General features: G+C 30.0%; 15 protein-coding genes. All 15 read right to left on the reverse strand.

Annotated features, from left to right (window positions below; genetic code table 11):
* Nucleotides 1-182: 182 nt before the first annotated feature.
* On the reverse strand, nt 183-1,163 hold the full coding sequence (locus SPD90_RS10180) for an RnfABCDGE type electron transport complex subunit B (protein WP_320625038.1): 981 nt from the start codon (nt 1,161-1,163) through the stop codon (nt 183-185).
* A 19-nt stretch (nt 1,164-1,182) separates the two neighbouring features.
* The gene (rsxA, locus tag SPD90_RS10185; protein ID WP_320625037.1) at nt 1,183-1,758 is read right to left on the reverse strand and encodes an electron transport complex subunit RsxA; all 576 of its coding nucleotides are present in this window, start codon (nt 1,756-1,758) and stop codon (nt 1,183-1,185) included.
* A gap of 19 nt (nt 1,759-1,777) precedes the next feature.
* Complete coding sequence (locus tag SPD90_RS10190) at nt 1,778-2,371, reverse strand: electron transport complex subunit E (RefSeq protein WP_320625036.1); 594 nt, start codon at nt 2,369-2,371, stop codon at nt 1,778-1,780.
* A 21-nt stretch (nt 2,372-2,392) separates the two neighbouring features.
* Nucleotides 2,393-2,968, reverse strand: coding sequence for an RnfABCDGE type electron transport complex subunit G (locus SPD90_RS10195; RefSeq protein WP_320625035.1), 576 nt, complete (start codon nt 2,966-2,968; stop codon nt 2,393-2,395).
* Nucleotides 2,968-3,951: an RnfABCDGE type electron transport complex subunit D gene (locus SPD90_RS10200; protein WP_320925151.1), complete on the reverse strand. Its 984-nt coding sequence runs from the start codon at nt 3,949-3,951 to the stop codon at nt 2,968-2,970. The genes SPD90_RS10195 and SPD90_RS10200 overlap by 1 nt, the downstream gene beginning before the upstream one ends.
* Nucleotides 3,952-3,970: 19 nt before the next feature.
* Nucleotides 3,971-5,323, reverse strand: coding sequence for an electron transport complex subunit RsxC (gene rsxC, locus SPD90_RS10205; RefSeq protein WP_320625033.1), 1,353 nt, complete (start codon nt 5,321-5,323; stop codon nt 3,971-3,973).
* A 236-nt stretch (nt 5,324-5,559) separates the two neighbouring features.
* On the reverse strand, nt 5,560-6,492 hold the full coding sequence (locus SPD90_RS10210) for a hypothetical protein (RefSeq protein ID WP_320625032.1): 933 nt from the start codon (nt 6,490-6,492) through the stop codon (nt 5,560-5,562).
* Between the two features lie 69 nt (nt 6,493-6,561).
* Nucleotides 6,562-7,704 (reverse strand): C40 family peptidase, encoded by a 1,143-nt coding sequence (locus SPD90_RS10215; protein WP_320925152.1) that lies wholly within the window; start codon nt 7,702-7,704, stop codon nt 6,562-6,564.
* Nucleotides 7,705-7,746: 42 nt separating this feature from the next.
* Entirely contained in the window at nt 7,747-8,124 is a 378-nt protein-coding gene (locus tag SPD90_RS10220) for a VOC family protein (RefSeq protein WP_320625030.1), read from the reverse strand.
* 49 nt (nt 8,125-8,173) lie between these two features.
* Complete coding sequence (locus tag SPD90_RS10225; protein WP_320925153.1) at nt 8,174-8,935, reverse strand: endonuclease/exonuclease/phosphatase family protein; 762 nt, start codon at nt 8,933-8,935, stop codon at nt 8,174-8,176.
* Nucleotides 8,936-8,989: 54 nt separating this feature from the next.
* Nucleotides 8,990-9,598: a hypothetical protein gene (locus tag SPD90_RS10230; protein ID WP_320625028.1), complete on the reverse strand. Its 609-nt coding sequence runs from the start codon at nt 9,596-9,598 to the stop codon at nt 8,990-8,992.
* Nucleotides 9,599-9,865: 267 nt separating this feature from the next.
* Nucleotides 9,866-10,078, reverse strand: a complete 213-nt coding sequence (locus SPD90_RS10235; RefSeq protein WP_320625027.1) for a heavy-metal-associated domain-containing protein — start codon at nt 10,076-10,078, stop codon at nt 9,866-9,868.
* Between the two features lie 86 nt (nt 10,079-10,164).
* Nucleotides 10,165-11,916 carry an ABC transporter substrate-binding protein gene (locus tag SPD90_RS10240; protein WP_320925154.1) on the reverse strand — a complete coding sequence of 584 codons (1,752 nt, stop codon included), beginning with the start codon at nt 11,914-11,916 and terminating at the stop codon, nt 10,165-10,167.
* A 14-nt stretch (nt 11,917-11,930) separates the two neighbouring features.
* Nucleotides 11,931-12,410 (reverse strand): lytic transglycosylase domain-containing protein, encoded by a 480-nt coding sequence (locus SPD90_RS10245; protein ID WP_442909070.1) that lies wholly within the window; start codon nt 12,408-12,410, stop codon nt 11,931-11,933.
* A gap of 71 nt (nt 12,411-12,481) precedes the next feature.
* Complete coding sequence (coaE, locus tag SPD90_RS10250; protein WP_320925156.1) at nt 12,482-13,066, reverse strand: dephospho-CoA kinase; 585 nt, start codon at nt 13,064-13,066, stop codon at nt 12,482-12,484.
* Nucleotides 13,067-13,073: the final 7 nt, after the last annotated feature.

Below are 13,073 nucleotides of genomic sequence, written 5' to 3' on the forward strand. Positions count from 1 at the left end.
TATTTTTTAAAAAAATTTATTTTATTTAAATAAATATTATTTTTATTTAAAATTTTCTTATTTTTGTTAAGAATTTTGTAATAATATTTACATTTAATCTTAAGGTTATTTGTCTTTAAAGCAATAAAATAAAGGTATAGAGATCTATACCTTTATTTTGTCCATATTCTATTTTTTCATATCTATTGTTCTACACATTTTATTGCGTCTTTTTTACATTTTTGCATGCATAGATGACATCCTTTACATTTTTCTGGATCAACTTTGTGTGGTTGTTTTTTGTCACCTTCTATAGCTCCAAATGGACAAACTCTAGCACAAGCTGTACAACCTATACATTTTTGTTCATCTATAGCTACTATACGTCTATCTGATATATCTCCTGCAGATATAACTTTCTTTGGACATTTAACTGCACATTGTTTACATCCTATACACTTAGAGTAATCTATTGTAGCTTTATTATTTTCTACAGTTATTGCTCCAACTGGACAAGCTTTTTCACAAGCCTTACATCCTATACATCCAGCAGAACATTTAGCTTTAACAACTTTACCTGGATCTTTAGAGCTACAATCTACAACAACTTCTTTACTAGCTGGTTTTTTAGCTATTATTCCTTTTGGACAAGCTTCCATACATTTTCCACAAAGAACACATTTATCTTCATCTACTACAGCTACTCCATCTACTACTTTTATTGCATCGAATTTACAAACAGATACACAAGTACCAAGACCTAAGCAACCAAAGCTACAATCTTTTGGTCCACCTATTAAAGCTATTGCAGCTCTACAATCCCCGATACCTTGGTATTCATATTTATTTGCTGCACTTGAACAACTACCTTTACACATAACATGTGCAACCATTTTTTCTCCTGCATCAGCTGAAACTCCCATGATTTCTCCAACTTTTGCGGCTACTGCAGCCCCTCCAACTGGACAAGCATTTACAGGTGCTTCACCTTTTGCTATAGCAGCTGCTACCCCTCCACAACCTGGGTATCCACAACCACCACAGTTTGCTCCAGGAAGTACTTCAAGTATTTTAGCTTCTCTTTCATCAACTTCAACTGCGAATTTTTGTGCAGCGAAAGCTAAGACAGCACCAAATATTAAGCCCATGACTCCTAATAATATTACTGATTTTAATATTTCCACAATACTTCACCCCCTGTTTTTATAGTTTTATTAATCCTGTGAATCCTAAGAAAGCTATTGACATTAATGCTGCAGATATTAATGTTATAGGAAATCCCTTAAATGCATCTGGAATATCTGCAAGCTCTAATCTTTCTCTAATTCCTGCGAATAAAACTATTGCTAATGTGAAACCTAAACCTGCACCAACACCATTTATTAATGTTTGTAATATATTATAACTTTTTTGAACATTAACAAGTGCTATACCTAAAACTGCACAGTTTGTAGTTATAAGAGGTAAGTAAACACCTAATGCTTGATATAAAGCTGGACTCATTTTCTTAAGTGCCATTTCAACAAATTGAACTATTGAAGCTATTACAAGTATAAATGCTATAGTTTGTAAGAACTCAGTTCCTGTTGCTACTAATATCATTTGTACAAAATATGTTATTAAAGAAGCTAGGCCCAAAACGAATGTAACCGCAGCTCCCATACCTGCCGCTGTATCTACTTTCTTAGAAACACCTAAGAAAGGACATATACCTAAGAATTGTGATGTTATAACGTTGTTAACAAGGACAATACTTAGTAATAAAAGAATATAATTCATAATATTTCCCTCCTAAAAATTAAGCGCTTTTCTTTGAAACTTTATTAAATATTGCCATTAAGATTCCTAATGTTAAGAATGCTCCTGGAGGTAATATGAATAATAAAGCTGGTTGATAAGAAGCTCCAAATAAACTCATTCCGAATATGCTTCCTGCACCTAATATTTCTCTAACTGCTCCTAATACTGTAAGAGCTATAGTAAATCCAAGACCCATACCTAAACCATCTACTGCAGAAGCAACTGCTCCATTTTTAGATGCAAAACTTTCAGCACGAGCAAGTATTAAACAGTTAACAACTATTAATGGAATATATAATCCAAGCGCTTTATCAAGTGCTGGTATATATGCTTTTAAAAGCATTTGTACTATTGTAACGAAAGTAGCTATAACAACTACAAATGCTGGTATTCTTATTTTGTCTGGTATTACTTTTCTAAGTAGTGATATAGCTATATTTGAACACATTAAAACTACTGTAGTTGAAAGTCCCATTCCTAGACCATTCATAGCTGCACTTGTAACAGCTAGAGTAGGACACATACCTATTACTTGTACAAAGGTTGGATTCTCGTCGATAATACCATTTTTAAATGTTTTTCCTAGATTCATATCTTAAAATCCCCCTATCAATTATTTTAAAGAGTTATTATAAACTTCTATTGCTGCGTCAACACCATTAGTTACTGCTGTAGAAGTTATAGTAGCCCCAGATATTGCTTTGATTTCTGTATCGCCAGGAGTTCCATTTTTAAGAACTGAAAGCTCTTCAAGTGGTTTTCCTTTGTATTGATCACTAAATTCTGGATCTGTTGATTTAGCACCAAGACCTGCTGTTTCTGAGTTACTTACAACATTTATTCCTGATACTTGACTATTAGCTGAATCTATACCTACCATTAATTCAATGTCTCCACCGTAACCTGATGGTACAACTTTAAGAGTATATCCAACTGTATTTCCTGATGCATCTTTTGCTTCATATACTTCTGCAACTTCTATACCTTTAGAATTATCAGTATTTACGTCTTTTACTTCTTCAAAAGTTTCAGCTGAATCTAAAACTAATTTTCTAGCTTCTGCATTTGCTTGTTCGCTTCTTTGAGCAATAGTACCTGCAGTTACACTATTAGTAAGAGCTAGTAATAATGCAGCTACTGCACTTATTATTAATAAGTTTAATCCTAATTTAATCATATCTTTGCCCATTATTTAGCCACCTCCCCAAATACTCTGTTGTTAACGTATTTGTCTATAAGTGGAGTCATAACGTTAGCTAATAATATTGAATAAGAACATCCTTCTGGATATCCACCATATAATCTAATTACTGAACATATTATACCTGCTAAAACAGCATATATAATTTGTCCTTTTTGAGTCATAGGAGATGTTGTATAGTCAGTTAACATGAAGAAACCACCTAACATAACACCACCTGCTAATATTTCACTTACAGCAAATTGTATATTAAATCCACCTAATAAGAATGTTAATACAAATATTGTTCCTAAATAACAAACTGGCATAATATAACTTATAATTCCTTTGTATATTAAGTAAATACCACCTAGTAATATTAATACAGCACATGTTTCACCAACACAACCGCCTATATTACCGATTAACATATCAGTCATAGATATACCATTGTCAGCTAATCCTTGAAGTCCTGCTGCTCCTGATTTTAAGAAGCTTAATGGAGTTGCAGTTGTTACTGCATCAGCTGCTGCTGAAGATCCTACCCAATTGACACCTGCTTGTGTCCATTTAGTCATTGGAACTGGGAATGATGCTAATAAGAATGCTCTTGCTGCAAGAGCAGGGTTAACAAAGTTGTTTCCTAATCCACCAAACATCATTTTTACAATTATAATTGCAAATACTCCACCTAGTAAACACATCCACCATGGAAGTGATGCAGGCACGTTAAATGATAATAATAAACCTGTAACTACTGCTGAAAAATCTCCAATAGTACTTTTTTGTTTAGTTATTTTTTCCCATATAAATTCAGAACCAACTGTTCCTAATATACAGAAGAACATAACATATAATGCGCTCATTCTAAAGAAATATACACCTGCAATTGCTGCTGGTAAAAGCGCGATTACTACTTGTTTCATTATATAAGAAGTATCTTCATTACTTCTAATGTGAGGTGATGATGACACTATAAACTTATTTTCCATGTTTATTTCCCCCCAATATTTATTTTGCTGCCTTTGCTTGAGCTTGTTGTTTTCTACGTTTTGCTTGAATTTGACGTTTAGCATTTCTTATAGATTCTACTAAAGGTCTTCTAGCTGGACATATAAATGAACATGATCCACATTCTATACAATCAAGAGCTCTATGTTCTTCAGCCTTATCGAAGTCACCTTTAAGTGAGTTAGCACTTATGTATAGAGGTTGTAAGAATGCTGGACATACTTGAGTACATCTACCACATCTTAAACAAGCTGTTGGTTCAGGAAGTCTAGCTTTTTCTTCTGATAAGCATAGTATACCTGAAGTACCTTTTGTACTTGCTGCTTGAGTAGTGTATTGAGCATTACCCATCATAGGTCCACCTAATATAACTTTTCCTACATTTATATCTTCTTTGAATCCACCACATTGTTCTATTATTTCACATACTGGTGTACCAACTTTAGTTATTAAGTTTCTAGGAGTTTTTATAGCATCACCTGTAATAGTTGTTATTCTTTCTATTAGAGGTAATCCTGTTTTTATTGATTTAGCTATTTGAGCTGCTGTACCAACGTTTGTAACTACAGCACCTGCAGCTGCTGGTAATGCACCTGATGGAACTTCTCTTCCGCCTGTACATGCATATATAAGTTGTTTTTCTGCCCCTTGTGGGTATTTTATTTGAAGCCCAACAACTTCTATTTCTGGATATGGTTCAGCTGCTTTAGTAACAGCTTCTATAGCGTCTGGTTTATTTACTTCTATAGCTATATATCCTTGTTTAACTTCTAATGCTTTCATAACTGCTCTTATACCAAATACTACATCTTCTGGCATTTCAAGCATTAATCTGTGGTCAGCAGTTAAATATGGTTCACATTCAGCACCATTTAAGATTACTACATCTATATTTGCATCTGGTGGAGGTGATAATTTTACATGAGTTGGGAATGTTGCACCACCCATACCAACTATACCTGCATCTTGTATAATCTTAATAATTTCTTTTGGAGCTAGATTATCTAAATCTCCTTTTGGTTTAACGCTTTCATCAAGCTCTTCTTTGAAGTCATTTTCGATAACTATGCATTGTCCTACTCCACCAGGAACTTCATGCATTTGTATTCCAACGACTTTACCTGAAACTGATGAATGTACGTTAGCTGATACGAAACCGCCTGCTTGTCCTATCATCTGACCTTTTTTAACTAGATCGCCAACTTCTACTATAGGTTTTGCTGGAGCACCTATATGTTGTTGAAGAGGAATGTAAACAGTTTTTGGAGCCTCAGCTTTCGCTAGAGCTATTTTGTTTGTATACTCTTTATTGTATGGAGGATGTATACCCCCTTTGAATGTTAAGAGTCTCATTTTATATTTACCCCCTGTCTTTTTATATTAATACTCATAGATATTTATACATATAGTATACTATATTTACTACAAAAATTTAACAATTGTTAATTATTTATCTCAATTATTAGCTTTTTTTAAATGAATATAAAAAAAATATATAACATAAATAATATTTTTTTTATGTATTTATTTAGATTTTAAATTTTTTTATTTTTTCAAAAAATACAAAAAAGGTTGAACAATTCAACCCTTTAAGCTGTTTTCATTTGGTTTATGAATTCATAATACATTTGTACAGAAGATATTAAAAAGCTCTCATATTTATATAGATTATCACTAGAAATTATTTTTTCAGAGTTCGAAATATTGTCCTTAATTTGTGAAGTATAAGACAATAAATTATTTTTAAAGTAATCTAACTCCTTATAATCTATTTTTTTGACTTCATTATCCAATTTATTTAAAATTTCTTTTCTTTCATTCATCATATTTTGATATTTTTCAGTATCGAAATTACTTTTATTTTTATTTAAATAATTAGCCTCTTCTTCATAGCTTTTTAATAGTGAATTCATATAATCAGATATGTTTTTTATGTAAGAATACTCCTCAGTATATTCTAATGATAATACTGGAATTTCTAGCTTAGTTATAAATGCATCATTAAATAAATTTTTTACAACAGGCAATGCCTGCCTCATATCCTCTTCCTTGAAGGAAATGTAAGTCTGACTTTTATTTATACCATCTATCTTTAAAGTCGAGTTAGGTATTTTATTTTGCTCTAATTTTTCTTCTATTTTTTTTAAATCTTCATCATTATCAAATGAGCCTACCTGTATCAAATAAACATCTATCCCTTGAACTATCGCTACCTTTGCATTACTAGATAAATTTTTAGATTCTTCTTCTTTTTCTGATTGCTCTAATAACTTGTCTGATTTTTTAGCATCGGTAGAATTTAACTTGAAAGCTTGCAAGTCTAAATCCTTCCAAAAGCATACTTTGTCCACCACAAAAGACATTTTTTCAAATAAATTAAAATTCCCTAATACTTTATCTACTTCTATTTTTTTATAAGCATATCCAATTATTAAAGCCATACAAAGTACAGTAGTTATAAATTTTCTAAAATGAAACCTGCGCCTCTTATTTAACCCTTTGTATATCTTTTTATTACTCATTAGTTAAGCCCCCTTAAATATTATTTGTATATTATATTTAAGGAGGCTTAAATTTATGAATATTTATTTTTAAAATCTTCTAGCACCAAGTAACACTCTACCGTAATAGCCTTCTAAGCTAGATAATTTGACTTTATCTGGATTTGATGCACTTCCACTCGCATGTATAAACATATTGTTTCCAACGTAAATTCCTACGTGACTTGTTTTTCCTGTACCAGTTGTCGCAAAATACAATAAATCTCCTGGTAAATAATTTCCTCTAGATATAAATGTACCTATTTCAGCTTGCTGATAAGAAACCCTCGGAATAGATTTACCCTCTGCATGTAAATACACATATCTAGTAAATCCCGAACAGTCAAAATAATTAGGACCATTTCCACCCCAGGCATATGGAGTTCCAAGAAGTGAATACGCTAAGTTTACTACGGCTGATCTATAACTAGTAGAATTATTTCCACTTCCACCAGTATTTGTTACATCTTCTGTAGTTATCTTTATATAATCGTCCTTTACCCATCCAGTAATTCCATTACTCAAGCTTACCTTGTACCATCCATTTGATTTATCGATTAATTTTACTACTTGTCCATAAGTTAGTTTAGTCTTTATGCTGTAGCTAGTAGATGGTCCACTTCTAACATTTAAGTTAGCATAACATGTTACTTTTCCATTGCATGAATTAAATTCATTTGATGTATTATTATTGTTATTATTAGTTTCACTATTTTTACCAAAATCTATATATTTTTGATAAATCCATCCAGTAGTACCATTGCTCAATTTTACATTGCACCATCCACCTGATTTATTTAATAGAGTTACCTTTGTACCATATGAGGCGACAGTTTTTACAGAATACTGATTTCCAGCTCCACTTCTGACATTCACATAGCTAACATTGACAACCCCTGTATCATATGTAGTTGAATTATCAGATGTAGAACCTGATTTTTTTATGTAGCTAGAATAAACCCAGCCTTTTGATCCATTATTTAATTCTACATGAGACCATTGGCCTTGTGTCTCTATTACATTTAGAGAGCTTCCTCTATAAACTACCCCTATTTTTGAATAATTTAAACTAGGTCCACTTCTAACGTTCAATGCGCTTACATCTACTACAGCACTAGAATCTGCATAGGATTTATCAGCATTCAAAGACACAGCAAAAGCACTTACCCCTAATGCTAAGATTACTTTTTTCATAACGTTATTCCCCCAAATTTACATTCCTAAATATTGTTTAAATTAACCTCTACCAGCTGGCAATATTTCTATCCAATAGTTGTCTGGGTCATTTATAAAATATATTCCCATATCTTTATTTTCAAAGCAAATACATCCCATTTCTTTATGAAGCTCATGAGCTTTATCAAAATCATCGACTTCAAGAGCTAAGTGGAATTCATTATCTCCTAAATTATATGATGGTTTATCCCAATCTCTCAACCAAGTAAGCTCTAAGCTATGTCTTGTTTTTCCATCTGATAAATAAACTATTATAAAGCTTCCATCTTCAGGAGCTATTCTTCTTGATTCCTTAAGACCTAAAGCCTTTTCGTAAAATTCTATACTTTTTTCTAAATTTATTACATTAAAATTGTTGTGACAAAATGTAAAATTCATAAATTACCTCCTAAATTTTATTTTAAATTTCTCTTTTATTATAATATAATTATATGGAAAATTTCGCAACTATTGGATAATGATCTGACATATTTTTTATCAAAACTTCATATGATTCTATTTTTATATTATTAGAAACAAACATGTAGTCTATCCTGTCAAGTCCCATCGAAAAAGTTAATATATTAGATTTATTTAGCTCTTCGGCTACATCAACTATAATTTCGTCATTTAATGATATATTTCCTTCATTAAAATCCCCTAAAATAATAAAATATTCGTTTTTTAAATTTTTTATGTAGAATCTCAATTCTTCTATTTGCTTTTTTCGTTCTTCACAATCTAATCCCAAATGGACATTTATCACATGTACTTTTTTATTTTTTATTTTTACAATAGTATGTAAAAATCCTCTTTGTTCCTTTGTACTAGTTAGATAAACGTGTTTTTTATCAATTATTTTATACCTTGAGTAGGTAGCAAGTCCGTAGTTTCCATTATCATTTACGACATTTGCCCCAAAGTGCGAATACATATTTAATTCTTCTTTTAAACTGCTAACTTGAAATCCTACCTTAGATGATTCATTTACCTCCTGTAAACAAATAATATCTGCCTTGCTCTTTTTAAGAAAATTTATCGTATCAAATAATGTTGGAATCATATCCCTGTCAGTTCCACTATGTATATTATAGCTTATTATTTTAATTTCTATTTTATTTAAATTATTATCTTGAATAGATATAAAATAACTTGTGGCTAGTATCATAATAACTAGAAATACAAACTTTTTAATATTTATATAAATCACACCCTTTTTGACTTAAAAATTAAAGACGCTTTTTAGCGCCTTCTTATTTGTATGTTATTTATTTTTTCTCAACTTCTCTTTTATTATGTTATTTATTATTTTTTTTCTTATATCTTCTGCTCCTTCACCCTCGTCTATATCTACTTCTAAAAGCTTAGCTATGACTTTCATCTCTTCCCTCGTTTTTGACTTATAGCTTTGTATTAATTCACTTTTAACACTTTGAGGATCTATTATATATTCTCTACCTGTTCTTTTGTAAATTACATGTCTAGTCGAATATAAATTCCTGTTGTCATAAATATGTTTTGATATTATTCTTAAAATTTGATTATATGAAAACTTTTTATTTACATTTAAATTAAGGTATCTTGCAAAATTATAAATTTCTTTTTTTGATTTAAAAATTTCTTCTTTTTTTATTAATTTTCCTATTGATAAAATATTATCCTTATATGCACCATAAGTTAAAATTTTCAAATATATATCTTCTTTTTTGTCTCTGCTTTTAATTTTTTGTAAATTTTCATTTATTACTTTATCGACGTTTGCTTCAAAAAATTTTTTTGCACCCCTTTGCGATACATAATTTCCTAAGTCTTCCTGTACCATATCAAGTATCAAATTTCTAAAATTATCTTTATATGTTCTGTACTCCTCCATGATACCCCACCTCGTTTATTTTATTATATTCATGTAAATATAAAATGTGAGCTTGCTAGTATTTTTAAAATATTTACTTTAATTATATGATTATTTTAAAAAAATATTAAATAGTATGTATATTTTTTATTAAAGATGTAAATAATGTAAATGTAAAATCAATATACTCAATCTCCCCCATTTAAGAGATCTCTATTTACTATAAAGTAGAGATCTTTTTTTATACAAAAAACCTGCAAGAATTTTTTCCTGCAGGCTCTTTATATATTATTCTATTCCTTTTAATTCAAATCCTAAATCTTCTATTACAGCTTTTATAGCATCTTCAGTAACTCCGTCAGCTACATCTACTAAAGCATATTTGCCGTCTAAGCTAACTTCTTTTACTTCTACACCTTCGATATCTTCTGTTAAAGCTGTTTTTACATGATTTACACAGTGATTGCAGCTCATACCTTCAATTAATAATTTTTTTTCCATTAATTACACCTCCATATACCCTATATGGGTATATTATATCATATTATCTACAAAAACTCCACCGACAAACGACTTTATCTCAAATATTATTTTACTTCTAGAGAATCTATCGATCTATATATATTAAAATCATTAGACTTTAAATTTCCTTCAAGTCTTTTATTTAATACGACATAATCATCTAACATACCAAAGCTTATAAATACTGCATTTTCTTTAACATATTTTTGTATATCTTTGTAAATACTTTTTATCTCAGCTTCTGAATTAGCCTCTTTTAGTTTTTTCAAGTATTTATCTAATTGCTCATCTTGATATCCCAATTCTTCAAGTATATACGTAGCATCAGATACAGCAGGTAATTCACATCCTATTAATGCTAGATCGTAATCCTTGCTATCTAAAGCATTTGTCATTTCATCGCTTGTTAAATCTTTTATTTCTGTTTTTATACCTACTGCCTCTAAACTATTACTTATTATATTAGCTGCTTTTACTCTCTCACTATTGTCCTTGTTTACTATTATTTTAAATTTGATGTCTTTTAATAAAGCTTTTACTTCAGCAGTTGTAACATCTTTAAATGATTTAGTTTCTTCAGTCGTTTCCTTTGAATCCTCAGCATCTTGTTTATCATCAGTTGATTGTTTGTCGCTAGAGCTATTATATTTATTATTGTCAATAGTAGCATCTTGAGAGTCATCTACTGCATTTGGATCAGTAGTTTTAGACTCTTCTTCTTTCTTTTTAGAATTTTTTTGTTCTTCTAATGATAAAACTGCTTTTTTAAGATAATTTTGCGCATTATCTGTATTGTATGAAAGAGGTTTTAAATCATTGTCGTAGTATTTTGATGTAGAATTCAGAGGAAAATTAGTCAATTTAGCTCTATCTGAATATGCATCCTTTATAATTGAGCTTCTATCTATTGAAAATGAAATAGCTTTTCTTATATCTAAATTTTGTAGATATTCATTTTCATAATTAAAAAGAACGTAATCGTATTTTCTGCCTTGATATTTCTCTATCTTGAAATTATCGTTATCTGTAAATTTACTTATATTCGCAAGTGAAACATTACTTATATCGCTATCTAAAGACAATACCATCTGTACCTGTGATTCAGTGTCCGGCACCAATTTTACATAGATTTCTTTATTGTTACCTTCTTCATTAAAATCGTAATAATCTTGATTTGGTTCTAAAATCATAAAATCCCTGTCTTCATAAGTTTTTATTTTATATGCTCCAGAACCTACTAAGTTTTTATTTGGAAGCTCTAAATCATCGCTCTTTAATCCACTCAATTTATCCTTTGACACTATAGGGAAAATCAAAGTTTCCAATGAAAAAGCATAATTATCTTTAAATTGAATAGTTAGACTTCTGCTTCCACTTACAGTTATACTGCTTATATTTGATACTAAATCATAATATGCACTCTCTTTTTTTGATTTTATTAAATCATATGTATATTTAACATCACTAGCTGTCAAGCTCTTTCCATTATGCCATTTTACCCCAGATTTTAAATTTATATCGACGCTTTTATTGTCTGATGAAACGCTGTAAGAATCTACTAATTTAGGTTGAAGATCGTAATTTTCATCAAATTCAAATAAGCTATCATATACTAAATTCAAAATATAACTTACTGACTTATCAGTATTTAAAATAGGATTAATAGTATCTGGTCTTATCATAGTTAAATTTATATATTCTGAATCATTTGTTATTGTCTTTTCTGATTGGCTCTCCTCTTTTGTATCTGCACTACATCCCACAACAAATAACATCGAAGCTAAAATTATACTTATTAATTTTATTATTTTTTTCATTTTGTTGTACCTTTCTAATTATAAATTTTCTTATACATCTCATAATTACGCTTTACCTTATCAAGATAAGTCGATGTCTCTTTAAAAGGAATAGTATGTAAATTTTCTCCATCGTTGCTGTACTTTTGATCAGCTAGCCATTTTTTGACATTACCAGATCCCCCATTATATGCTGCGATAACTAAGTCTAAATTTCCAAACTCTTTATATAGCCTATTTAAATACCAACATCCTATCCTTATATTGTCCTGAGGCTTAAAAATATCAGCTTCAGTCATCTCAAGCTCTTCAATTGCCCAATCTCTTGTAGAATCCCCTATTTGCATCAATCCCTTTGCCCCTTTTCTCGAAACTGCATCTTTATCAAATTTGCTCTCTGTCTTAATTACACTATAGACTAGATTTTCATCTAGGTTGTATTCTTTTGCGTAAAACTCAACGTATTCTGAATATTTTTTAGGATATATATATTTATATATTTCGTTTCTTTCCATATATAAAGCAAGTCCCAAAACTATTACGATAAATAGAATTAAGATTAATTTTTTTTTCACTCTTATTCTCCTTATAAAATTTCTATAAATTCTAAAACTCTTTTTTCTAATTGTTCAAATGAATTTGAATTATCAATAATGTAATCTGCAAATTTTGATTTTTCACTTTGACTCATTTGAGAATTTATCCTGCTAATTGCCTCTTCTTCGGTGCAATTATCTCTATTTTTTATTCTCTCAATCTGTATATCTTCTCTACAAGTTACTAAAACTAGCTTATCTATATAAGGCAGATAATCATCTTCTATCAATAATGCTGCGTCTATTACAACTATTTTTTTACCTTGCTCTTTATATTTTAAAACTTGTGATAGTATATTTTGTTTTATTTGAGGATGAGTTAAATTATTTAGCTCTATTAACTTTTCATCGTCGTTGAATACAATATTTCCTAGAGCTTTTCTATTTAAGCTCCCATCCTCGTTTTTTATACTATCTCCAAAAGTCAAAAATACTTTATTAAGTAATTCCTTATCGTCAAATATTTTTCTAGCTTCTATATCTGCATCTATTACATCTATGCCATTTTGCATAAATATATTAGACACACTGCTCTTTCCACATCCAATATTTCCTGTAAGTCCCAATACTAACATTTTCTCA

Source organism: Intestinibacter sp., from assembly GCF_034113885.1.
Taxonomy (GTDB): Bacteria; Bacillota; Clostridia; order Peptostreptococcales; family Peptostreptococcaceae; genus Intestinibacter.